This window comes from Flavobacterium sp. Root420, from assembly GCF_001427905.1.
Classification (GTDB): Bacteria; Bacteroidota; Bacteroidia; order Flavobacteriales; family Flavobacteriaceae; genus Flavobacterium.
Genome location: NZ_LMEF01000012.1, coordinates 505,850 through 530,666, shown reverse-complemented (window position 1 = coordinate 530,666; position 24,817 = coordinate 505,850). Strand labels below are relative to the sequence as shown.

The 24,817-nt window shown below is 34.1% G+C and carries 21 protein-coding genes; 9 read left to right on the top strand and 12 right to left on the bottom strand.

What is annotated here, in order from left to right:
• Window positions 1-4 precede the first annotated feature (4 nt).
• Complete coding sequence (locus ASC72_RS09950) at window positions 5-1,669, top strand: pyruvate dehydrogenase complex dihydrolipoamide acetyltransferase (RefSeq protein WP_056190322.1); 1,665 nt, start codon at window positions 5-7, stop codon at window positions 1,667-1,669.
• A gap of 91 nt (window positions 1,670-1,760) precedes the next feature.
• Window positions 1,761-3,608 (top strand): hydrolase/aminopeptidase, encoded by a 1,848-nt coding sequence (locus ASC72_RS09945; protein ID WP_056190320.1) that lies wholly within the window; start codon window positions 1,761-1,763, stop codon window positions 3,606-3,608.
• 124 nt (window positions 3,609-3,732) lie between these two features.
• On the opposite strand, the gene ASC72_RS09940 is transcribed toward ASC72_RS09945, so the two are convergent.
• A complete protein-coding gene (locus ASC72_RS09940; protein WP_056190318.1) occupies window positions 3,733-4,977 on the bottom strand; it encodes a glycosyltransferase family 4 protein in 1,245 nt (414 codons plus the stop codon).
• Between the two features lie 114 nt (window positions 4,978-5,091).
• On the opposite strand from ASC72_RS09940, the gene ASC72_RS09935 reads away from it, so the two are divergent.
• Both ASC72_RS09935 and ASC72_RS09930 read left to right on the top strand, forming a co-directional pair.
• On the top strand, window positions 5,092-5,673 hold the full coding sequence (locus ASC72_RS09935; RefSeq protein WP_026983805.1) for a tRNA-(ms[2]io[6]A)-hydroxylase: 582 nt from the start codon (window positions 5,092-5,094) through the stop codon (window positions 5,671-5,673).
• Between the two features lie 49 nt (window positions 5,674-5,722).
• Window positions 5,723-8,476: an AsmA family protein gene (locus ASC72_RS09930; protein WP_056190316.1), complete on the top strand. Its 2,754-nt coding sequence runs from the start codon at window positions 5,723-5,725 to the stop codon at window positions 8,474-8,476.
• Window positions 8,477-8,753: 277 nt separating this feature from the next.
• Here ASC72_RS09930 and rpmA read toward each other — a convergent pair whose 3' ends face one another.
• Together rpmA and rplU are read right to left on the bottom strand one after the other, a co-directional pair.
• The gene (gene rpmA, locus ASC72_RS09925) at window positions 8,754-9,014 is read right to left on the bottom strand and encodes a 50S ribosomal protein L27 (RefSeq protein WP_017497241.1); all 261 of its coding nucleotides are present in this window, start codon (window positions 9,012-9,014) and stop codon (window positions 8,754-8,756) included.
• Between the two features lie 24 nt (window positions 9,015-9,038).
• Window positions 9,039-9,482 (bottom strand): 50S ribosomal protein L21, encoded by a 444-nt coding sequence (rplU, locus tag ASC72_RS09920; RefSeq protein ID WP_056190314.1) that lies wholly within the window; start codon window positions 9,480-9,482, stop codon window positions 9,039-9,041.
• A 273-nt stretch (window positions 9,483-9,755) separates the two neighbouring features.
• On the opposite strand from rplU, the gene ASC72_RS09915 reads away from it, so the two are divergent.
• Together ASC72_RS09915 and ASC72_RS09910 are read left to right on the top strand one after the other, a co-directional pair.
• Complete coding sequence (locus ASC72_RS09915) at window positions 9,756-11,078, top strand: pitrilysin family protein (RefSeq protein WP_056190312.1); 1,323 nt, start codon at window positions 9,756-9,758, stop codon at window positions 11,076-11,078.
• A 12-nt stretch (window positions 11,079-11,090) separates the two neighbouring features.
• Window positions 11,091-13,139, top strand: a complete 2,049-nt coding sequence (locus ASC72_RS09910; RefSeq protein WP_056190311.1) for a pitrilysin family protein — start codon at window positions 11,091-11,093, stop codon at window positions 13,137-13,139.
• 158 nt (window positions 13,140-13,297) lie between these two features.
• Here ASC72_RS09910 and ASC72_RS09905 read toward each other — a convergent pair whose 3' ends face one another.
• The gene (locus ASC72_RS09905) at window positions 13,298-14,164 is read right to left on the bottom strand and encodes a DMT family transporter (protein ID WP_056190309.1); all 867 of its coding nucleotides are present in this window, start codon (window positions 14,162-14,164) and stop codon (window positions 13,298-13,300) included.
• A gap of 98 nt (window positions 14,165-14,262) precedes the next feature.
• Between ASC72_RS09905 and ASC72_RS09900 the strand changes: the two genes are divergently transcribed.
• The gene (locus ASC72_RS09900; protein ID WP_371258450.1) at window positions 14,263-14,643 is read left to right on the top strand and encodes a heavy-metal-associated domain-containing protein; all 381 of its coding nucleotides are present in this window, start codon (window positions 14,263-14,265) and stop codon (window positions 14,641-14,643) included.
• A 56-nt stretch (window positions 14,644-14,699) separates the two neighbouring features.
• Here the strand turns inward: ASC72_RS09900 and gldD are convergent, their stop codons facing one another.
• Genes gldD through mutY form a run of 4 tightly spaced genes read right to left on the bottom strand, consistent with a single transcriptional unit; the run spans window position 14,700 to window position 18,104 of the window.
• Window positions 14,700-15,260: a gliding motility lipoprotein GldD gene (gldD, locus tag ASC72_RS09895; protein WP_056190307.1), complete on the bottom strand. Its 561-nt coding sequence runs from the start codon at window positions 15,258-15,260 to the stop codon at window positions 14,700-14,702.
• 1 nt (window position 15,261) lies between these two features.
• Complete coding sequence (locus ASC72_RS09890; RefSeq protein ID WP_056190305.1) at window positions 15,262-16,557, bottom strand: gliding motility-associated protein GldE; 1,296 nt, start codon at window positions 16,555-16,557, stop codon at window positions 15,262-15,264.
• A 23-nt stretch (window positions 16,558-16,580) separates the two neighbouring features.
• Window positions 16,581-17,021, bottom strand: a complete 441-nt coding sequence (locus tag ASC72_RS09885; protein ID WP_056190304.1) for a single-stranded DNA-binding protein — start codon at window positions 17,019-17,021, stop codon at window positions 16,581-16,583.
• Window positions 17,022-17,057: 36 nt separating this feature from the next.
• Window positions 17,058-18,104: an A/G-specific adenine glycosylase gene (mutY, locus tag ASC72_RS09880; RefSeq protein ID WP_056190302.1), complete on the bottom strand. Its 1,047-nt coding sequence runs from the start codon at window positions 18,102-18,104 to the stop codon at window positions 17,058-17,060.
• 140 nt (window positions 18,105-18,244) lie between these two features.
• Between mutY and ASC72_RS09875 the strand changes: the two genes are divergently transcribed.
• Together ASC72_RS09875 and ASC72_RS09870 are read left to right on the top strand one after the other, a co-directional pair.
• A complete protein-coding gene (locus ASC72_RS09875; RefSeq protein WP_007805026.1) occupies window positions 18,245-18,535 on the top strand; it encodes an HU family DNA-binding protein in 291 nt (96 codons plus the stop codon).
• Between the two features lie 388 nt (window positions 18,536-18,923).
• A complete protein-coding gene (locus tag ASC72_RS09870; protein WP_056190510.1) occupies window positions 18,924-20,468 on the top strand; it encodes a ribonuclease E/G in 1,545 nt (514 codons plus the stop codon).
• Between the two features lie 273 nt (window positions 20,469-20,741).
• On the opposite strand, the gene ASC72_RS09865 is transcribed toward ASC72_RS09870, so the two are convergent.
• The 4 genes from ASC72_RS09865 to ASC72_RS09850 all read right to left on the bottom strand — a co-directional run bounded on the left by ASC72_RS09865 (window position 20,742) and on the right by ASC72_RS09850 (window position 24,773).
• The gene (locus tag ASC72_RS09865; RefSeq protein ID WP_056190300.1) at window positions 20,742-21,314 is read right to left on the bottom strand and encodes a Crp/Fnr family transcriptional regulator; all 573 of its coding nucleotides are present in this window, start codon (window positions 21,312-21,314) and stop codon (window positions 20,742-20,744) included.
• 48 nt (window positions 21,315-21,362) lie between these two features.
• Complete coding sequence (locus ASC72_RS09860; RefSeq protein ID WP_056190298.1) at window positions 21,363-21,587, bottom strand: DUF2798 domain-containing protein; 225 nt, start codon at window positions 21,585-21,587, stop codon at window positions 21,363-21,365.
• 82 nt (window positions 21,588-21,669) lie between these two features.
• Window positions 21,670-24,045, bottom strand: a complete 2,376-nt coding sequence (gene pbpC / locus ASC72_RS09855) for a penicillin-binding protein 1C (RefSeq protein ID WP_056190296.1) — start codon at window positions 24,043-24,045, stop codon at window positions 21,670-21,672.
• Window positions 24,046-24,182: 137 nt separating this feature from the next.
• Window positions 24,183-24,773 (bottom strand): transposase, encoded by a 591-nt coding sequence (locus ASC72_RS09850; protein ID WP_082564280.1) that lies wholly within the window; start codon window positions 24,771-24,773, stop codon window positions 24,183-24,185.
• Window positions 24,774-24,817 lie beyond the last annotated feature (44 nt).

The window sequence follows — 24,817 nt, the reverse complement described above, 5'->3', positions numbered from 1 at the left end:
TATTATGGCGATAAAAGTAACAATGCCTCGTTTGAGCGATACTATGACGGAAGGAACGGTAGCGACTTGGCTTAAAAAAGTAGGCGACAAAATTAGCGAAGGAGATATCCTTGCTGAAATTGAAACAGACAAAGCAACAATGGAGTTCGAATCTTTTAACGAAGGAACTCTTTTACATATCGGAATTCAGGCTGGAGAAACTGCTCCTGTTGATTCCTTATTAGCAATTATTGGAAACGAAGGAGAAGACATTTCGGCTTTATTGGCTGGTGGTGATGCTCCTGCTGCTAGTTCCGAAGCTTCGGAACCAAAGGCTGAAACAAAAGAGGCTCCTGCTGCTGAAGCAAAAACTGAAACTGCTGCTCCCGCAAAAGCTGCTGCTGCATTACCTAAAGGTGTTGTGGTTGTAACGATGCCTCGTTTGAGTGATACAATGACGGAAGGAACTGTAGCAACCTGGTTGAAAAAAGTAGGTGATGCTGTTGCTGAAGGTGATATTTTAGCTGAAATTGAAACGGACAAAGCTACAATGGAGTTTGAGTCTTTCAATGAAGGTACATTATTATACATCGGAATACAGGAAGGAAATACAGCTCCTGTTGATAGCTTACTAGCCATCATCGGACCTGCCGGAACTGACATTTCCGGAATTGCTGAAAACTATACTGCCGGAGGTGCTGCAACTGCAAGTACTCCTGCAACTGAAGAAAAAGCTGCTCCCGCTGCTGAAAAAGCTACTGAAGCTGTTGCAGATACTTCCTCAAACGGAGGAAGAATTTTAGCTTCACCATTAGCTAAAAAAATCGCTTCTGACAAAGGAATCCAATTAACTCAGGTTAAAGGATCTGGAGAAAACGGACGTATCGTAAAAAGCGATATCGAAAACTTTACTCCATCTGCACAAGCTCAGCCTGCTGCAACTTCTGCTGCTAAACCACAAGAAGCTGCTGCTCCTGCTGCACCAAAAGTATTTGTTCCTGCCGGAGAAGTTTTCACAGAAGAGATCAAAAACTCTCAAATGCGTAAAATTATCGCAAAACGTCTTGCTGAATCATTATTTACTGCACCTCACTATAATTTAGTGATCGAAGTAAGCATGGACGAAGCTATGGGTGCAAGAGCGACAATCAATACGGTTCCTGACACAAAAGTATCTTTCAACGATATGGTAATTAAAGCTTGCGCTTTAGCCTTAAAAAAACATCCAAAAATTAACTCTCAGTGGAAAGAAGATGCTATCATCATCAACCACCACGTTAATATTGGTGTTGCCGTAGCAGTTGAAGACGGATTAGTAGTACCTGTATTGAAATTTACAGACGCTATGAGTTTATCTCAAATTGGTGCTTCAGTAAGAGATCTTGCAGGAAGAGCTAAAAACAAAAAACTTGGACCACAAGAAATGGAAGGAAGTACTTTTACAGTATCTAACCTTGGAATGTTTGGTATAACTGAATTCAATTCAATTATCAACCAACCTAACTCTGCTATCCTTTCTGTAGGTGCAATTGTGGAGAAACCAGTAGTTAAAAACGGTCAGATTGTAGTTGGAAACACAATGATGTTATCATTAGCTTGCGACCACAGAACAATTGACGGTGCAACTGGTGCTCAGTTCTTACAAACATTAAAACAATACATCGAAAGCCCAGTTACAATGTTGGCATAATCGCTGTTAATTTTATATTTAAATCCCGTTTTGTTTATTCAAAACGGGATTTTTTATTTAATTTCATCCTCAAAATTCAATACTTCATAAAATGAAAAAACTAATCCTTGTAACTTTATTCCTGACAGCCATAGCCTGTGAGAAAAAAGAGCAAACCGAAAAACCAGCTGTTGTTACAGATGAACACTCCTTCTCTAAACCAGAACTTGCAGTAGTAAAACATTTGGATCTCGACATCAAAGTTGATTTTGACACACAGACTATTTCAGGAAAAGCTTCCTGGCAAATTGATAATATTAGTAAAGGAAATGAAATTATCTTCGATGAGAATACACTAAACATTACCAAAGTAACTTTAGGAGACGAAGAAAAGGAAACGAAATTTGAATTAGGTGCAGCAGTTGAATTCCACGGAAAACCGCTTCACATTACAATTGAACCAAATACAACGAAAGTAAATATTTATTACAGTACCTCAAAAGAAGCGATTGCATTACAGTGGTTGAATCCACAGCAAACGGCAGATAAAAAGAAACCTTTCCTATTCTCTCAGGGAGAAAGTATTTGGTCACGTACCTGGATTCCATGTCAGGATTCACCTGGAATTCGTTTTACTTACAATGCAAAAGTTACGGTTCCTAAAGATTTAATGGCAGTAATGAGCGCTGTAAATCCACAAAAGAAAAATGATACCGGAGTTTATACTTTCAAACAAGACAAAGCAATTCCGTCTTATTTAATGGCGATTGCTGTTGGAGATATTGAATTCAAATCGATTGACAATAGAACTGGTGTTTACGCAGAACCTTCTTTAATAAATAAAGCAGCCTGGGAATTTGCCGAATTAGGAAAAATGGTTCATGCTGCAGAAAAACTTTACGGTCCATACCGTTGGGGACGCTATGATGTCTTGGTTTTACCTCCGAGTTTCCCTTATGGTGGAATGGAAAATCCAAACCTAACTTTTTTAACTCCAGGCGTAATTGCAGGAGATCGTTCTTTAACTAGTTTATTAGCACACGAATTAGGTCATAGCTGGAGCGGAAACTTAGTTACTAATGCAACCTGGGATGACATTTGGTTAAATGAAGGATTTACAACTTATGTTGAACACCGAATCGGAGAAGAAATTTTCGGCAAGAAAGAAGCCGAAATGCAGGATGTTTTAACTCGTAAAGATTTGGATGACAATATTGCTGAATACGGAGCAACCAATCCTGATACAAGATTAAAAGTAAGCCTTACCAACAGAAACCCGGATGATGGAATCAGTCAAATTCCATACGTAAAAGGATACAACTTCCTGAAAGTAATTGAAGCCGCTGTTGGCCGTGAAAAATTTGATCCGTTTATTAAAAACTATTTTGATGCACACGCTTTTCAATCTATCACAACAGAAGACTTTGTAAAATACCTAAAAGAGAATCTTATTAAAGATGACAAAGCGCTGGCTGATAAAATCAAGTTAGATGATTGGATTTACAAACCTGGAGTTCCATCAAACATTACAGCTGTTTCTTCTGAAGATTTTATTGCAATAGACAATATTCAGAAAAACTGGAGAACAACCGGCGTTAAAGGATTGAGCGAAAAGATAAAATCAACTACAGAAAAGCAGCATTTTATCGATTATCTTCCGTCTGATATTACTGCTAAAGAAATGACTGCTATTGATAATGAATTCAGCTTTACTAAAAACGGAAACTTCGTTATCAAACGTCAATGGTTCATTCAGGCGATTCGTCATCAATACAAAACGGCTTATCCTGCGATCGAGCAATTTATGATTGCAACGAGCAGAACTGGATCATTGATGTCGCTTTATAAAGAAATGGTTAAAACTCCGGAAGGAAAAATCTGGGCAAAACAGATTTTTAATAAAGCAAAATCTGGCTATCATGCAACAACCGTACAGGCTGTTGGTGATTTATTGAAATAGTTTTCAGTCACAGTTTACAATTTACATCCCCGGTTGTTCATTTAATCGGGGATTTTTTTAAAACCAACGCCGATGTTTCGCCTCAATTGTACCGAGAAACAGTAGGATTTGGAAAAATGACAGGCTAATTTTTGTTTTTAGCTTCAATCCACTTCGCCATATATTTGGTGCTTTTTAAAGTATGGTGCTGCAACAAACTTCCCATAAAATTTTGAAGACGGTGGCTTTCAGAATCATTCAGCAGCGAATTGATTTTCGCTATTAAAGCAGTCGAGTATTTGCTTAACTGATAACATTCATTGACGATTGCAACTCCATTTTTTTGAGATTGTTTCCACAAATTTTCATCATGATATAATTCAACTGCTTTTTTCGCAAATGTTTCAATATCATCTGTAATAAAACCATTCCAGGGTAAATTCGCGTACATCGCCTCAGAACCAATTGTAGTCGTCATACTTGGCGTACCGCATTGCATGGCTTCTAATAATTTTCCTTTTAAACCTGCTCCAAAACGAATCGGTGCTAAAACCACTCTGGCATTTTTTACTACTTCATTCGCATCTACTGCCCTTCCCTTAATAAAAAAACTATTTTTTGATTGATGTAATTGCAATACTTTTTGCGATGGATAAGCGCCGTAAACTTCTAAAACGGCTTCTGGAAATTGATTTTTAATCAAAGGCCAAATCGATTCTTTTAAATATTGAATAGTATTCCAGTTGGGTTCGTGAAGAAAATTTCCGATGAAAACAAAATTTTTGCGTTCCTCAAATAAAGGCAATTTCAAAAGATCCAGGTCAGACATCTCATAAACCAAAAATGGCAAATAATACAATACATCCGAATCAATTTTAAAAACCTCCTTCAAAACATTCATTTCAAATTCAGAAATAATAAAAGACAAATCGCATCTTAAAATACTGGCAATTTCACGTTTTGCTACTTCTTCAGATAATAAATCATTTAACTCAAAAGTTCTGTTTTCTTTAAATGCTTTTTGCCTTGCAACGCGCAAACAATGTAAATCTTCAGTATCTAATAATCGAATCGCTTTTGAACAACTTTCAGCCACACGCCAGCCAAATTGCTCTTCAATCATAAATCGATCAAACAAAACAACATCCGGATTAAGATCCATTATAAAATCATCAAAACTTGAATTATTCAATTCGATTGATTTTTTTTCTACTCCAAGTTCAGATAAATCAACCATAAAATCGCTATCTAAAGCCGGACTTGCAAATGTAATTTCAAATCCATTTTCCTTAAAAATAGAAATCAATTGCATCATTCTGCCACCAGCCGCAGACGAATTTGGTTCGGGCCACACAAAACCAATAATTAAAAGTTTTTTTATCTGATTCATTTTAATTGTTTCAAGTTACAAAATAATACTATTTTACGCGGATTTGCACCATATTTACTGACTTTCGGTCATAAAAAAACACTAATTTTGCAAAATACTTTTTTCTATAAAATTATGCTAGGATTAAAATTAGCCACAGACCCGCGTTGGGTAAATATAGTCGAATCAAACATCGAAGAAATTTTGACGGATCATGCCTGGTGTGAGCAAAAAGCAGCTTCAAATGCCATCAGTTTAGTTACTTATAACTCTGAATTAGAGGAATTAGTAACCGAAATGCTTGTTATTGCTAGAGAAGAACTAGAGCATTTGCAAATGGTTCATGACCTAATTAAAAAAAGAGGGCTGACTTTAGGACGTGAGAGAAAAGATCATTATGTAAATGAACTTTTTAAATTTATGAAAAAAGACGGAAGCCGAAAAGACGCACTTTGCGATCGTTTATTATTTTCGGCCATGATTGAAGCCCGAAGCTGTGAGCGTTTTAAAGTTCTTTCTGAAAATATAAAAGATGAAGAATTAGCAAAATTCTATCGTGATTTAATGATTTCTGAAGCCGGGCATTATACCACTTTTTTAGGATTTGCAAGAAAGTACGCTGATAATGTTGATGTTGACAAGCGTTGGAAAGAATGGATTGAATATGAAGGTTCGATTATTACGAATTACGGAAAAAACGAAACTGTTCACGGATAAATTATTTTCTTATCCGAATCTTATCTATCTCTAAATACTACAATTTGTTATGACTACAAGTAAAACGAAGTCCATTTTATTAAAAATCGCTAAATATTTTGGAATAACCTTCGTCGTTATTTTAGGATTGCTTTTCTTGACACCAATAATTTTTGCCGACACAATTAAAGAGCAAATTAAAAAAACTGCCAACGAAAAATTAAGTGCAGAGTTGAATTATTCTGATGTTTCCGTTTCATTTTTTCATCATTTTCCGTCGTTGACTTTAACTTTAAGCGACCTAAATCTTAACGGATCTGCTCCATACAAAAACGAAAAATTCATTACAGCAAAAGAGGTTTCCTTCGGAATAAATGTAGCCAGTTTGGTTTTTAGTAAAACAGTAAAAATTGATCAAATTTATTTATCAGATTCCTTTATTAATGTAAAAGTCAATGCAAAAGGTGAAGCCAATTATAACGTTTACAAATCTTCATCTCAAGTTTCCAATCCAAAAGACAGCACCGAGACAGCTTTAAAACTGGAACAAATTGAAATTCTAAACAGTAAAATTATTTATGATGACCAATCGACAAAAGTTCATTTTGATGCCTTTGGATTTAATTATAAAGGAAAAGGAAATTTAGATAAAGCCGTTTTCGATTTATATTCTGTTGCAAAGATTGAAAAACTAAATATCATTTACGAAGGCGAACCTTATTTAATGAATAAAAAGGTTGATGCCGATTTAATTACCAAAGTAAATGTAAACTCTCTATCTTTTTTCTTCCAACAGAATAACTTGAAAATCAATCAGCTTTTGGTTGATTTTAAAGGAAATTTTGACTTCTTGAAAGACGGTTACAATATGGATTTTGTTATAAAATCGGACAACAGTAATTTAAAGGATGTTTTCTCCGCTTTTCCTCCAAAATATATTACCTGGCTTTCAAAAACAGAGATAAAAGGAAACACAAACTTGCTTTTTACTCTAAAAGGAGATTATATCGCTTCGCAAAATATTGCTCCAGATCTTAATTTAGACATTAAAATAGACAGCGGATTTGTGAATTATAATAAAAGCCCTTTTCCGGTTTCTAACCTGAATCTTGATATAAAAACAAAAGTCCCATCCTTAAATCCGGACCTCTTAATTGTCGATGCTAAAAATTTATCTTTAAACATTAATAAGGATTATTTAAAATCTAAATTTTACGTAAAAGGCGCCAATACTCCAGATATCAATGGCGAATTTAAGGCTAAAATTGATCTTGAAAAACTAACAAAAGCCTTAGGAATTCCTGACATTGAACTAAAAGGAAATTTAGTTGGAAACGTAAAAGCAAATGGAAAATTTGATCAAAAAAACAAGCTTTTTCCCGTTACAAGCGGCAATATTGATTTGGAAAATGGCTATTTAAAAACTAAATATTATCCAAATCCAATTACCAATATCACTGTAAAATCAAAAATTGACAATCAAAAAGGAACTTTTGATGATTTGAAAATCAATCTAAAACCTGCTCAATTTACCTTTGAAGGAAAACCCGTTTTTGTTGAAGCTGATTTAAGCAACTTTGATGATTTGACTTATAATATAAAAGCAAAAGGAGAATTGGATGTCAACAAAATCTATAAAGTGTTCTCTCAAAAAGGACTTGATTTAGATGGTTTTGTAAAAGCCGATTTGGTTTTGAAAGGAAAACAAAGTGATGCCGAAAAAGCAAATTACAGCAAACTGTACAACAAAGGAACACTTGAACTAAGAAATATTGGGATTGCATCTGAATATCTTCCGAAGAAATTCATCATTAAGGAAGGTATTTTCAAAATCAATCAGGATAAAATGTCATTCAATAACTTTTTGGCCTCTTACGGCCAATCTGATTTTAGAATGAATGGTTATTTACAGAACGTTTTCAACTATGCAACAACAAATACAGGAGTTTTGAAAGGTTCATTTAAAGTTACGGCACGATATATTAACGTAGATGAATTTATGTCAAGTGCGCCAACAAACACACCTGTAACGCAAACAAAAAAGGAAGCTCCGGCTCCAACCGAAGCAAAACAAACCGGAGTTATTATAATTCCGACTAATTTGAACTTGCAGTTAATCGCAAATGCCCAAAAAGTATATTTTGACAAATTGATTCTTCAAAATGCCACTGGAAATTTAAACCTGAACAAAGGCAAATTAACCATGCAAAATACTGGCTTCAATTTAATTGGATGTAATGTTGTTATGAATGCCAATTATCAGGCTATAACACCACAAAAAGCAAATTTTGACTATAACATCAAAGCTTCTGATTTTGATATTAAAAGAGCGTATAACGAAATTGAAGTTTTCAGAAAAATGGCCAGTGCTGCCGAAAAAGCACAAGGAATTGTTTCTTTAGATTACCAATTAAAAGGTCGTTTAAATGGAAATATGGAACCTGTTTATCCATCATTAACTGGAGGCGGAACACTTTCTGTAAAGGATGTAAAGGTAAGAGGTTTAAAAATGTTCAATGCCGTTAGTAAAGAAACAAGCTCTGAAGCCATGAAAAACCCTGATCTTTCAAAAGTAGAGATTAAAACTACAATCAAAAACAATATTATGACTGTAGAACGTTTTAAATTTAAGTTTGCAGGCTTCAGACCAAGAATCGAAGGCACAACAAGTTTGGATGGGAAATTAAACCTAAAAATGCGTTTAGGACTTCCTCCGTTAGGGATTTTTGGAATTCCTCTGACCGTTAGCGGAACACAGGATAATCCAAAAATAAAAGTCGGAAGAAAATCTGAAGATCTGGAAGAAACAAAAGATACAGAATAATATAATTCAATTAGATTCCAAATTCCAATTCTTTACTAATCTGACTTTTGGAATAAGGAAATTACACTGATTAAAATACTAGAAACCTGTTCATTAAGAGCAGGTTTTTTGTTTTATTGTAAATTATATTTATAGCTTTTGATATTACCTTCTATAATAAAAGAATAAATTTTACCGTTTATTGTATTATATACGCCGATAATCAATTTCAATTTCTATAGAAAACAAAAAACCCGTTCGCCTTGGCGAACGGGTTTTATAATAAGTAATCTAATGATTATGCTTCGAATGGAAGGATAGATACATAAGATTTGTTATCTTTTTTCTTTTGGAACTTAACAACTCCAGCTACTCTTGCGTGTAGTGTGTGATCTTTACTGATGTAAACATTTTCACCTGGATTATGTTTTGAACCTCTTTGTCTAACGATGATGTTCCCAGCAATAGCAGCTTGTCCACCAAAAATCTTAACGCCTAGACGTTTTGATTCTGATTCTCTACCATTCTTCGAACTACCGACACCTTTCTTGTGAGCCATGACGTATGAGTTTAAATATTGTTATTATTCTTTAGTAGCTTCTTTTTTTGCTTTTGGAGCTGCTGCTTTTTTTGCTTTTGGAGCTGCTTCAACTTCAGTTGCCGGAGCATCTTCTGCTACAACCGCTTTTTTAGCTGCTGCTTTTTTAGTTCCACCTGCTGCAGTAATACCTTCAATTACAATTTGAGTAAGATATTGTCTATGACCATTTCTCTTTTTGTAACCTTTTCTTCTTTTCTTTTTGAAAACGATTACTTTATCTCCTTTTAAGTGTTGTAACACTTTAGCTTCTACTGAAGCACCTTCTATAGCTGGGGCGCCTAAAGTTACGTTTCCGTTATCGTCTAATAAAAGAACTTTGTCAAATGAAATACTTGAACCTTCTTCGTTAGCCAAACGGTTAACATAAACCTTTAAGTCTTTGCTTACTTTAAATTGTTGCCCTGCTATCTCTACGATTGCATACATACCAAATTGATTTATTGATTTTTAAGGTTGCAAATATACAATTAATAATTTACTGTGCAATCTCTTATTTCAAAAATATTTATTTCGTCTTAAAGTCTGTTTTTCAAGGTGTTTTAGCTGCATAAAAAACCGTTTTTAGAGTAAAGGACTGTTAAAGTATCATGAAAATGGATACGGATTCCCAATAGATAACTAAAAAAACTTATTTTTGATGTAACTATAAACAAGTCTTGGCTACCTATTTATTTAGGTAAATATAAATTATTAATCTCTATGAAAAATTCAATAATGATGTTAAGTGCTGCACTAATGCTCGGCGGAGTTGCTCATGCTCAAAAAGTAGCTTTTGAAGAATACAATTTAGACAATGGTATGCATGTGATTTTACATAACGATCCTTCTGCTCCGGTTGTCATTACGTCGGTAATGTATCATGTTGGTTCAAAAGACGAGCGTCCGGACCGTACGGGTTTTGCACATTTCTTTGAACATTTATTATTTGAAGGAACTCAAAATATCAAACGTGGTGAGTGGATGAAAATTGTTACTGCAAATGGCGGAGTTAACAACGCCAACACATCAGACGACAGAACTTATTATTACGAAGTTTTTCCATCAAACAGTTTAGAATTAGGTTTATGGATGGAATCTGAAAGATTAATGCATCCTATCATCAATAAAATTGGTGTTGATACACAAAATGAAGTTGTAAAAGAAGAAAAAAGAATGCGCTATGACAATCAGCCTTATGGAAACATTTTGCCTGTTGTTAAGGAAAATATGTTCAAAAATCACCCGTATCGCTGGACCACTATCGGTTCTATGAAAGATTTGGATGCAGCAACTCTGGAAGAGTTTCAGGCTTTCAATAAAAAATTCTACACGCCAAACAATGCTGTTTTGGTAGTTGCAGGAGATTTTGATAAAACCAAAACAAAAGAATGGATACAGAAATATTTTGGTCCAATTCCGAAAGGAGAAGTAGTTAAAAAACAAACTTTTGTTGAAGAACCCATTAATAAAACAATAAAAGCAACTTACGAGGATCCAAATATTCAAATCCCGATGGTGATTGCATCATATAGAACTCCATCAATGAAAACCAGAGATGCGAGAGTTCTAGATTTGATCTCTTCTTATTTAAGTGATGGAAAAAGTTCAAAATTGTACAAAAAAATAGTTGATGATAAAAAAATGGCACTTCAAATTGGTGCTGTAGGTTTTAGTCAGGAAGATTATGGAATGTACATTTTATACGGTCTGCCAATGGGAACGTATACCATGGCTGATATCTTAAAAGAAATGGATGAAGAAATTGTGAAAATCCAAACTGATTTGATTTCTGAAAAAGACTATGAAAAATTACAAAATAAATTCGACAATAATTTTGTGAATGCAAATGCAACTGTAGAGGGAATTGCTGAAAACCTGGCTTCTTATTACCTACTTTATGGAGATGTAAATCTTATCAACACCGAAATTGATCTCTATCATTCTATAACAAGAGAAGAAATCAGAGCCGTTGCCAAAAAGTATCTAAATCCGAATCAACGTTTAGTTTTAGAATATGTTCCATCAACAAAAGTTCAAAATTAAGAGCATCGAATCATGAAAAAAATACATACAGTTTTAATCCTTTTATTCCTAACTGGAATTATGCAAGCACAAGATCGTCCACAACCAAAACCAGGCAATTCGCCAGTAGTTAATATCAAAAAACCACAAACTTTTGTTTTGGCAAACGGTATGAAAGTTCTGGTGGTTGAAAATCATAAACTGCCAAGAGTAAGTTTCAATCTTACTTTAGACAATGCCCCTTTTACAGAAGGAAGCAAAAAAGGTGTTGATGAATTGACCAGTAGCCTAATTGGAAATGGTACTAAAAAAACTACCAAAGAAGCTTTTAACGAAGAGATTGATTTTTACGGTGCTAACATCAATTTTACTTCTCAGGGTGCATACGCAAGTTCACTTTCAAAATATTCAGAACGTGTTTTAGAACTTTTAGCCGAAGGCGCTTTACAACCAAACTTTACACAAACTGAATTTGATAAAGAAAAAGCAAAATTAATTGAGGGACTTAAAGCCGACGAAAAAAGTGTTCCGGCGATTGCCAATCGTGTAGTCGATGTTTTAGCTTTTGGAAAAAATCATCCTTCAGGAGAATATCTTTCTGAAGAAACAGTTAAAAATGTTACATTGGCTGACGTTCAGGCTAACTACGCTACTTATTTCGTTCCCGAAAATGCTTATTTAGTAATTATTGGAGATATTAAATTTAAAGAAACAAAAGAAGCAGTTGAGAAGCTTTTTGGCGGATGGAAAAAACAAACCGCTCCAAAAAACACTTATCCGAATCCTGCAAATGTTTCTAAACTCCAAATTGATTTTGTTGATGTTCCAAATGCGGTTCAATCTGAAATTTCATTGGTAAATACGGTAAATTTAAGAATGAGCGACCCTGATTTTTTCCCTGCTGTAATTGCAAATCAAATTTTAGGGGGTGATTTCAATAGTTATTTAAACATGAATTTACGCGAAAAACATGCCTGGACATACGGAGCAAGTTCTAGCATTGGAAGCGGAAAATACGTGACCAAATTCAAAGCTTCGTCTGCTGTTAGAAATACTGTTACAGATAGTGCTGTCGTACAATTTGTAGAAGAAATTAAACGAATCAGAACTCAAAAGGTTTCTGAAGATGTATTAAAAAATGTAAAAGCCGGATATATTGGACGTTTTGTAATGCAGGTTGAAAAACCTCAGGCTGTTGCACGTTATGCATTGAACATCGAAACTGAAAAATTGCCAGCCGATTTCTACGAAAAATACATTCAAACCATCAATAATGTTACTGCAGATGATATTTACCGTGTAGCCAATAAATATTTCCTTTTGGATAATATGCGAATTGTAATTGCAGGAAAAGGTTCTGATGTAATTCCTGGTTTAGAAAAACTTCAAATTCCGATTTACTATTTTGATAAATACGGAAATTCGATTGAAAAACCAGTTACTAAAAAAGAAGCTCCAACCGGAATTACTGCGAAAACAGTTTTTGAAAATTACCTTAAGGCTATTGGAGGAGAAAAAGCAGTTTCAGCCGTAAAAACATTGGCAATGAATGGAACAACTACTGTTCCACAAGCTCCCGCCCCGTTGACTTTTACCTCTAAATTAGATTCAAAAGGAAAAATGATGGTTTCGCTTGCAATGGGAACCATGACCTTAATGAAACAAGTGGTAAACGAAAAAGGTGCGTATATCGAACAGCAAGGACAACGCAAAAATCTTGAAGGCACTGATCTTGCCGAAATGAAAGCCAATGCTGCTCCGTTTGAAGAATTACAACTAAGCAAAAGAACTGATCTAAAAGTAGACTCAATCGAGCCAATTAACGGAAGCGATGCATATGCTATAAAAGACGGAAAAACAACTTATTTCTATGACGTAAAATCTGGTTTAAAAGTAGCGGAATCTAAAGTTCGCGAACAAGACGGGAAATCATCAACACAAATAACAAACTTCAATGATTATAAAGAAGTAAAAGGTGTAAAAGTTCCTTTTAACTTAATTCAGAATGTTGGTTTCGAATTAGATATTAAAATGTCTGATATTAAGATTAACGAAGGAGTTTCTGATGCAGATTTTCTTTAGAGAAAGGTTCTGAGGAACTACGATACTAAGGCTCTAAGATTTTTATAGGCTTTGCCAAAGTTTGAAACTTTGGCAAAGCTTTTTTTTATACGTTACTTCTTAAGACTAAGTAAGACATGACTGAAACATTTCACATTTTACAAAAATCATTTTACAAGTTATTTTTTAGCAGACAAATAAACGCCAATTAAAATAATAAATGCACCAAAAAACTGAATTGGCGTCAGCATTTCGTTATCCAATAATCCCCAGAAAAAAGCGACTATCGGAATTAAATACGTTACCGATGTTGCAAATACCGGAGAAGACATTTGGATCAATTTAAAGAACAATACATTCGCAATTCCGGTTCCTAAAACACCCAAAATCATAACGAAAAATATAGAATGCTGTGTGGCTTCAAAATTTACTCTTTGTGGAATATCAGTTGTACTTAAAATGATTAATGCAGGTATTAGTAAAACCGTGAAGTTTCCAGTTGTAATACTCACCGAATTCAAATCAGACAGATACTTTTTAATCAAATTCACATTTATCGCATAACAAATGGTAGCAATTACCACCAAAACAACATAATAATAATTTTGTCCCGGATGTGCAGATGCGCCGCTTAAAACCAAAAGCAAACAGCCAACGAGTCCAACAAAAACACCTAAAACCTGTCTTTTTTGAAATTGGATTCCGAAGATAAGAATTCCTAAAACTAAAGTATTTAAAGGCGTTAGCGAATTCAAAATAGCCACAATTGAGCTATCTACTTCCGTTTCGGCAATTGCAAAAAGATAAGCTGGAGTAAAAGTTCCGAAAAGAGATGTTATGGCAACAAATTTCCATTGACGACGAGAAATTTTCTTCAAACTTTTAAAACCAACAATCAATAAAAACAAGGCTGCAAAAATAATTCGGAATGAACCCACCTGAATCGCCGTTAATCCAACCAATCCTCTTTTAATTAAAATAAAAGAACTTCCCCAGATTAATGAGAGAACCAATAAACAAGCCCACTTTAACTGTTTTGCATCCATAAATAGTATTTTACTACAAATTTGTAATAATTTTACGAACCGACCACTTCATTTTTATTAATTTTGCAACGAACTTATTGACAACTTAAAATCCACAAATGATGAAATTCACAAAAATAATAGCAACATTAGCAATTGCAAGTTTAGTATTCGTAAGCTGCAAAAAAGAAGAAGATAAAAATTTAGCAAATATAAAAGCCATAGAAACGACTCCAAAAGAACACAAAGCAATTGCTGCTGAAAATATTCAGACCGCAAATTTCGAAATCGAAGGAATGACTTGCGCAATGGGATGTGCAAAAACAATTGAAAAAGAACTAACTAATCTTGACGGAGTAGAAAAAGCAACTGTTGATTTTGATAAAAAAACAGCCACTGTTGTATTTGACAAAACGGTTCAAAACCAGGAAAACTTAACGAAAGTTGTTCAGGCAACAGGAGATGGAAAAACGTATAAGGTTTCGAATATAAAATCGTAATTAAAATGATTAAGCATAAAAAAGGCGCTCAAATTGAACGCCTTTTTTTATGAAATTTATTTCCACTTCAATGTTTCCATCAATCGCTGCATGTCATTCTTAATATAACTTGCTGCCGGCATAACCGAATCAAAATTGGGTTTAGCGTAAAAATAAACCGACCCTGTTATAAAATGTTTTGTACTATCAGTCACATAAAATTGTGAGTTTGTCGCAGCATTTCCATCAACCTGATAAAACATTCCGTAAACCTTTTTTTGTGGGTTTAAATACGGTTGCTCTAAAATATCATCAGCCTTAATTACATGCTCATAAGTTAGTTTTTGAGCATCTTTTAGCAATTTTACTATGTCACCATTTACCGGTTTATAGGTCAGGTAAATTGTAGCCTTCATTTTTGGATAGGTAATCGCGAAACCGCAGTCTTTTTCACCTTTAATAGTAGCCGCCTCATTCATTTCAAAAGTAAATGGACAATTGTTTTCAAAATTTACATATTTAGCCTCGGGGTAATCTAAGCGCAGAAAACTTGCCGGTTTTGGCAATACATCATCCTTACAGCTTACAATTATTAATGCTAATAAAATTAAAGCTATTGAAATTATTCTTTTAAGCATTTTATTCTATGGTTACTTTTATTTGTTTTACTCGCTTTTTATCAACCGTCTCTATGGTAAAAACACAGTTTTCAAAAGCAATTTTTTGATCTTTTTTCGGAAAATTACCTAAAATTTCTAAAATAAAACCGGCTAATGTTTCTGCTTCGCCTTTATGCGATTCAAAAATATCTTCATTAACATCAACAATTCTATAGAAATCCTTCATGTTAATTTTCCCTTCAAAAAGAAAATTCTTTTCATCAATTTGTGAGAAGTTCAAATTTTCATCATCAAACTCATCACTGATATCCCCTACTATCTCCTCAATAACATCTTCTAAAGAAACCAGTCCGGAAGTCCCACCATATTCATCCACCACAATCGCCAAATGACTTTTAAGGCTCTGAAAATCCTTTAGCAAGTTATCCAGTTTTTTATTCTCAGGAACAAAAAAAGCTTCTCTCATTAAAATCGTCCAGTCAAATTCTTTCTTATCAATATGTGGCAATAAATCCTTAACGAATAAAACGCCTTCGATCTGATCAATATTGTCGCGATAAATCGGAATTCTTGAAAATCCCTTTTCGATTATCTTCGGACAAATGGCTTCAAACGATTCTGATATTTCTAAACCAAAAATATCAATCCTCGGACTCATAACCTGCTTTGTATCTGTATTTCCAAAGGAAACAATTCCTTCTAATATTTTCTGTTCATCTTTTGATGTTCCTTCAGAATCTGTAAGCTCAAGCGCCTGAGAAAGTTGGTTTATCGAAAAACTGTTTTTCTGTTTCCCCAATTTACGCTGCAAATATAACGTAACACTACGCATTGGCAAGCTTATAGGCGAGAGTAATTTATCTAAAATGGAAATTGGATACGCTACCCATTTAGCGAATTTTATATTATTTCTGCTAGCATAAACTTTAGGCAAAACTTCAGCAAACAACAAAATCAAAAATGTAACAAGAATTACTTCTAAAATGAATTTTAAAACCGGAGAACTGATATCGTTAAAAATATTTTGTCCTATAAAGGAGAATAGAATTACGACTCCAATATTTAAAAAATTATTGGCTACTAATAAGGTTGCTAAAAGTTTTTTGGGCTTATCTAAAAGATTGGAAATGATTTTCCCTTTTGAGTGATTGTCCTGTAAAGTCTCATTAATATCTTTTTGAGATAAAGAAAAAAGTGCTACTTCGGCACCTGAAACAATTGCCGATAGAAACAGCAAAATAAATATTCCGACAAAACCAATTATTAAATTGATGTCTAAAGTTGTAGTAAAAAATAAACTGGGCTCCGGGTCCAAATTAAAAAAGATTAGTTAAACAATCAGAAAGGCAAGTCGTTTATAGGCAAGCTTTCGTTCGACGCATCAAAGTTAGTGTTTTTTACGGATTCCTGATCCTGATGTGGCTTATGATTTCCTGTCTCTTTTTTGGTAGTCAGGAAAGTAAATTCAGTTACCTGAATTTCGGTAGTATATTTCGTTGTGCCGTCTTCAGCCTGCCATTGGCGGGATTTTATTCGGCCTTCAACATATATTTTATCGCCTTTAGATAAATATTTCTCACAGATTTCTGCCGCTTTATTGCGTACAACTAAGTTATGCCATTCTGTAGAAGTTATTTTTTCGTTGGTCGTCTTATTGATGTATACTTCATTTGTAGCCAACTGAAAACGACCGATGCAGTTTCCTCCATCAAAATAATGCATTTTCACATCATCGCCCAAATGGCCAATCAGCATCACCTTATTTAAAGTTCCGTTCATAGTTTTTAGTGGTATTTACCCCAAAGATACATTTTTTTAGCAATTTATTTCCTGCTTTTCTATAAAATTATAAATCACAATTGGAAAAGGAAAAGCCTTTAAATCACTGGTATTCATACCATTCACTAATTTATCACTAATTTTTACTTTCCAAAACTGAATATGCAGATGCTGATGCGAAAGTTTATGGATAACAGTCGTTTCCGCACATTCCTCCATACCTATAATAGTATAGGAGGGAAAAATATCAAATTGAACTGCTTTTGAGACAACATCAAAACCAACAATTCCATCTGTTTCCAAAAGAGGAAATTCATATAGATTATGCCAAATCCCTTTTGCTGTTCTTTTTTGAATTAAAGTGTTTCCTAAAGCGTCTTCCAAAACCAAATAATTAAAGAACCGATTCGTGACTTTTACTTTCTTTGATTTTATTGGTAAAACATCCACTTTCTTTTTTTGCAAAGCCGCACAACTTTCGTTAAAAACACAAATCATACAATTCGGACTTTTAGGCACACACTGCAAAGCACCAAATTCCATTATCGCCTGATTAAAGATTGCCGGGTTATTTTTTGGCATTAATTCGAAAGCCAGTTCTGTAAATTCCTTTTTGGTCGCTGGTAAAGCAATATCCGATTCTATATCAAAATATCTGGAAAGCACTCTAAAAACATTTCCATCAACAACCGGAACAGCTTCATTATAAGAAAAAGAAGCAATCGCGGCAGCCGTATATTCACCAACACCTTTTAATTTTAATAACGCCGTATAGTTTTCCGGGAAAACTCCATTTAACTCATTTGCTACATATTGAGCTGTTTTATGCAAATTTCTGGCCCGGGAATAGTATCCTAATCCCTGCCAAAGTTTCAAAACCTGTTCTTCTGATGCATTTGCCAAATCAAACACTGTAGGAAATTCTTGCGTAAAATTGAAAAAATAAGGCATTCCCTGCGCGACTCTTGTCTGCTGAAGCATAATTTCTGAGAGCCAAATTAGGTACGGATCGACCGTATTTCGCCACGGCAAATCACGCTTGTTCTGTAAATACCAACTTATCAATATGTTATGAAAATCCATTGTAAAATCCTTTGAAAACAAAAGTAAATGTTTATGTAATTAAAATTTAACGAATTAGCTTGATTAATTATTTTTTTAATTCCTATATTTGCAAACTCAAAAAAATAGTACATCATTTATAAAATAAAATAGGAAAGAAAATGACGAAAGCAGATATCGTAGCGAAAATTTCAGAGAAACTAGGTCTTGAAAAAGGAGATGTTCAAGCAACAGTAGAAACTTTTATGGAAGAAGTTAAAACTTCTTTAGAAACTGGTGACAATGTTTACCTAAGAGGTTTCGGAAGTTTTATCGTAAAAACCAGAGCTGAAAAGACAGGAAGAAACATTTCAAAAAACACCACAATCAAAATTCCTGCACACAACATTCCTGCGTTTAAACCTGCAAAAGTATTTGTAGAGGGAGTTAAAACGAACAACGAAGCAAAATAATACTATTAATTAATCATAAAATCGACACGATATGCCAAGTGGTAAAAAAAGAAAGAGACATAAGGTAGCTACTCACAAAAGAAAAAAAAGAGCGAGAGCTAACCGTCACAAAAAGAAAAAGTAGTTTTAAACTACTTTTTTCTTTTTAAACGTTCATTGAAATTGAAAAAAGATGAAAGAGTAAAGAAAATAGAATATAGACGTAAAAGTCTATGCTCTTTGTTCTATTCTCTACTAATCTTCTTTTCCCCGGGTTCAATACCTGTTAAAAATATTGTTTAATCCATCCTTGTAGAAGTTGATGGTTTTTGGTTTTTGGTTATTGGTTATTTTGCCAACAACTATCAACAAACAACCGACAACCAATTCACGGATAAAAATTTACAGTGTGAATAAAGAATTAATCATTAGATCTAGTTCTGAAGCCGTAGATTTTGCCTTATTAAAAGATGGAAAACTAATTGAATTACACAAAGAAGAAGAGAAAAGCAACTTTCAGGTTGGTGATATTTTTATTGCCAAAATACGAAAACCAGTTGCCGGGCTTAATGCTGCTTTTGTAAATGTAGGCTTCGAAAAAGATGCCTTTTTACATTATCACGATTTAGGACCTAACTTAGCTTCCCAACTGAAATTCATAAAACTTGTAAGCGCAGGTAAAATAAAAGATTTCTCCCTAAAAACCTTTCAGTTTGAAAAAGAGATTGACAAAGATGGCATCATTACTGATATTTTAAGTGCCAATCAATCTGTTTTAGTTCAAGTTGTTAAAGAACCTATATCGACCAAAGGTCCAAGGATAAGCGCTGAGCTTTCATTGGCAGGAAGATTTATTGTTCTCGTTCCGTTTTCTGACCGTGTTTCTATTTCTCAAAAAATAGAAGACAAAAAAGAAAAGGATCGTCTAAAAAAACTTGTTCTATCGATCAAACCTAAAGGATTTGGTGTTATTGTTCGCACAGTAGCCGAAGGCAAAAACGTAGCCGAATTAGAAAAAGATTTGCAGAACCTGCTTGGCAGATGGACTGCAATGTGTAAAAAATTACCAACTGCTCATCATCCATCAAAAGTATTAGGAGAGCTTAACAGAGCTTCTTCGATATTAAGAGATGTATTTAATGATACCTTCAGTGGTATTCAGATAGATGACGAAGAGTTGTTCCACCAAACGAAGGAATATCTGCAAGAAATTGCACCTTCAAAACAATCGATTGTAAAGTTTTATCAATCAAACGATACTCCAATTTTCGAGAAATACAATATAGAGAGACAAATCAAAACTTCATTTGGACGTACCGTTTCCATGAGTAAAGGCGCCTATCTTATTATCGAACACACTGAAGCTCTTCACGTTATAGACGTAAACAGCGGAAACCGTTCGAATAAGGCGACTAATCAGGAAGATACCGCCATGGAAGTAAATATGATTGCAGCCGCTGAAATTGCCAGACAACTTCGTTTGCGTGATATGGGCGGGATAATCGTAGTTGATTTTATCGATATGTCTAATCCTGAAAACAGGAAAGTCCTGTTCGACTTCTTGCGAGAAGAAATGAGCGACGATAAAGCAAAACATAAAATCTTACCGCCTAGTAAATTTGGTTTAGTTCAAATTACCAGACAACGCGTAAGACCAGAAGTTAATATTAAAACCAGAGAAGAAGATCCAAACAATGAGCATGGCGAAATTGAAGCGCCAATTTTGATCATTGATAAAATCGCACTTGATTTGGACAGACTTTTAAAAACCCACAAAAATGTTGTACTTAATGTACATCCGTTTGTGGCTGCATACCTCAGCAAAGGTTTTCCATCATTACGTTCAAAATGGTTTTTTGAACATAAGAAATGGGTGAAAATCATACCTCGTGACGCTTACACGTACTTAGAATACCATTTCTATGATAAAAAAGGAAATGCTATTTCAGAATAAAATAAAAACCGCCTCTCGAAAGATTGGCGGTTTTTTTATGCGTCATTGCGAGGAACGAAGCAATCTCATTTTGCATTCACTTTTAACTCTAGAATTTTTAAATTGGAATTTGTTTTTTATCAGGAGCTACTTCCAGCTATCCGCTTGTATCTTTTCCTTGCTAAAGAAGCAAGAAAAAGGATACCGCTCCTATCTGGGCTAGGCAGTATTTTTCATAAGTAATTTTATCTTTTACAAAATCTTTTTAGAAATGTAATTTGAATAAGCTGAAAATTAATAGCGTTTAGACTTTAATCTACTCAATGTTTCTTGTGAAATATTCAAGTAAGTTGCTACAATTCTGTTTGGCAAACGCTGAATAATTTTCGGGTTTATATCCATCAATTGTTTGTATCTTTCTGTTGCATCAAGAGTCAAGAAAGACATAAGCCTATTGGTATTAGTTACATAGGCATTTTCTAAATAATAGCGGTAGAATTTTTCCCATGCCGGAATAATCTCAAGTAAATGATAAAAATCCTGACCCGAGATATACAATAATTCCGTTGGTTCTAACGCCTGAATGAATTCTAACGATGGCTCGTTTGAAATAAAACTACACAAAGCCGTGGCGAAGTTATTTTCAAATGCTAAATATCGCGTTGCTTCTTGTCCGTCTTCGGTAATAAAATATATTCGTAAGCAACCTGAACCTACAAAAAAGCTTCTTTGATTCATCTGTCCCTGAACCACTAATGACTCATTCTTTTCCGCCTTTAGCGGTTTAAAATAAGAAAGAATTATGGCTAACTCTTCGTCTGTAACAGTTATAATGCTTTTAATGTAATTGCTGACCTGCTCTATCATTTATCAATTTCTAATATTTACGAATATACAAAAAACCTATTCCGTAAATTATGATTTCGAGGTTGTTCTTTCGGTCAACTTTCTAGCATTTGGAATAATAACGAAAGCCGCTAAATAAGCAACCGGCAACATAACACTCCAAGCTTTAAGAAATTTCAAAAACCAATCTTCACCAAAACCATAATTACGCATTAGCCCAACAAAAGCCATAATTAATGTCATTGGAATCACAACAAACAACGTGTTGATGTACTTAAAATATTTTTTATTCATTTTTAAATTTTGTTTAATAATTAATTCACGGCAAAGGTGTATAAACAAAAAAGTAAAAATTTTGATGTAAATCAAAAAAGCATTATTCCCTCACAATTTCAATTTTCCTTCTAATTTCATTTCCGAAAGCATCTACAACTGTGATATAGTGAATTCCCGAAGTTGGTGTAATAGGCAATTCATGAAACGTTTTGGTTGTTGCTTTATAAACATCATCAACGTACCAAAACAATTCTTTGTCTCTTTCTGAATAAGCTACTTTCAGAATTACCGGCTGTACTTCGCTGTTAAAATTCTTCGTCAAATAAATTTTACTGTTCGTTTTCGGATAAATAAAATCCATTGTGGTAGTTTGCGTTCCCTGACAATCTTCCTTAAATGGCGGCAAAGGTAAATATTCAATATGCTGACTTTTGTAATACCAGGCCATAACCGGAGGCAAAACAAACCAGCTTTTAGTGACAATATTATCAACACTTTCACAACTGCTATTGACCTGAAACCGCTCCGATTTATCTAAATGAACTTTTTTATGATAAGGACAAACGGCAGTTGATTTTCCTTTTTTAGAAACCCACTGTTTAATTTTCGGACAATCTTCTTTTGCTAAATAACCGCTCAAACGACAAACCTCAACTTCTTCCATGTCTTTATAAGGGGTTTCAAACCACTTTTGTCTTGGCAATAAATTAAAAACATCAAATAAAATGGGTGCTGCACTGGTCACTCCAGTTAAAGTTGGCCTTCCTTCACCTGTCGCATTTCCAACCCAGATTCCGACTACATATTTTGAATTGGTACCAATTGCCCAGGCATCTCGATTTCCAAAACTTGTTCCGGTTTTCCAGGCAATTTTTAATGAACTGTCATAAAACTTCCAGGCTTCATCTCCTCCGGGCCTGTTCACTTCTTCCATTGCGTTATATGTCAACCAAATTGCTCCTGCGCCAATTATATTCTTCTGATCCGTTTCCGAACCAAAATCGGGTTCAAAATCATTTTTATAATTAAGTTCTGCAAATTCCTTTGTTCGATACTTTGCCTGATTTTTAGTGTAATAATTGACTGTTGAAGATAATCCTGCATACGTTCGGCATAAATCCCACAAATTGCTTTCGGCACCACCCAAAATAAGCGATAATCCGTAATGATCGGGTGTTTTATTAATGTCTCGCAATTTAAATTTTTGCAATTCTTCATAAAATTTATTCACACCAAAATCCTGCAGCATTAAAACTGCCGGAATATTCAGAGATCTTGATAAAGCGCGATGTGCCGGGACGGCTCCATCAAATGTTAGATTAAAATTCTGTGGCGTATAACCCGCAATCTGAGTCGGTACATCAGCAACTAGGGTATTCGGCAGTAACTCTCCGTCATCAAGCATTCCGGCATATAAAAGCGGTTTTAGAATACTTCCGGTACTTCTTGGCGCATCAATTATATCAACATCTTTTTGGTGATTATTGTCCGTTGGAGAATTCCCAACATAACTCATCACATTTCTATTCGAAACATCTATCACCAAAATCGCCAAATTATTTACTTCGTTCTGTTTGTATTGATTGTAATAATATTTAGCAATTTGATTGACCCTATTTTGCAAAGCATAATCAATCGTAGTTTTTACCCGTGTTCCTTCTTCATTTTTTGCCACACGCTGCAATAAATGAGGCGCAATTTGAGGCAAATCATATGGCTTTTGTGGCAATGGCTCCTCTACCGAAAGTTCGTAAGTCTGTTTGTCAATTATACCTTCCTGATGCAATTTCAATAATAATCGATTGCGTTTATTCAATAACTTGATCTGATTCTTTCCGGGGTAAATTAAACTCGGAGCATTTGGCAAAACGGCTAAAGTTGCATTCTCCGCCCACGACAACTGATTAGATTGTACGCCAAAATAACGCCAAGAAGCCATTTCTAAACCAACCACATTCCCTCCAAATGGCGCATGAGCCGCATACATTTCTAAAATTTCGTTTTTTGAATATCCCAATTCTAATCGGGTTGCGAGAATAATTTCGATGAATTTTTCAAAGTAGGTTCTGCCTTTTCCTTTTCTGGACAATCGAATAACTTGCTGTGTCAATGTACTGCCACCTCGAACCACTTTTCCGGCTTTATTGTTTTGTTTGATAGCATTAACCATCGCCACAGGATTAAATCCGGGATGTTTGTAGAAGTATTCATCTTCAAAATAGACAATACATTTTTTGAATTTATCAGGTACGCTGTCCTGAGCTGGAAATCGCCATTGTCCGTCATCAGCTATCTTCGCACCAAGTAATTCTCCTTCTTTGCTTTCAATTACGGTAGAATACGGTTCCTGAAATAAAGTACGAGGTATGGAAAAATAATAAATCAGCAAAAGCAGAAATGCAATTGCCGATTTTATTTTATTCTTTTTTATCCAATTTATAATACGTTGCGAGAACGCTATTAATTTATTTTTCAACGTAATTCGTAAGTTTTTACTATCCTAACAGGTTTCCAAAACCTGTTAGGTATCAATTTAGATTTCTAAAATAAAAAAACATCTCTATATAAATACCTAAAAGGTTTTAGAAACCAGTTAGGAAAACTAAGCAGCTTTTATCCATCACTTAAACTTACGTCATTAATCACTCCTTCATAAATAATACTTCTTTCATCATGACAAAATTTAAAGTTTCCTAAATCATCAAATAATTCAAGAATAAACTGTCTATCAATACTACTATGCTTATCCGATAGATAAGAACGATACGATGAATGTAAATAAGTCCCAAAGTTATCAGTAAATCTGTGTTTGACAGGATTCAAATGAACGTAAATGATTAATTGCTTTAAATAATTTTCATTTTCTATCCTATTTCGTTGCAAATGTTCCTGAAACAGGCTTCCTGTTCTATTATATGCTTTATTGATACTTTTAGAATAAGCATTAAATAAATTCGAAAATGGCAAATGAACTTTTTCTTTAAATTTTTCTGGTATATCTGCTCTATCCTTAATTCTTAAAACGATATGAAAATGATTTTTAAGTAAACAATAGGCATAAATATCCGCAATTGGAACGATATATTTTTTCAATTTTTCCAGAAAATAACCGTAATTTTTTTCTTCAATAAAAATATTTTCTTTGTTATTTCCTCTATTATAAATGTGATAATATTGTCCTTCTTCGAAAAAATCCTTCTTCACCTTCTCTAATTTTATTATCCTAACAGGTTTTTAAAACCTGTTAG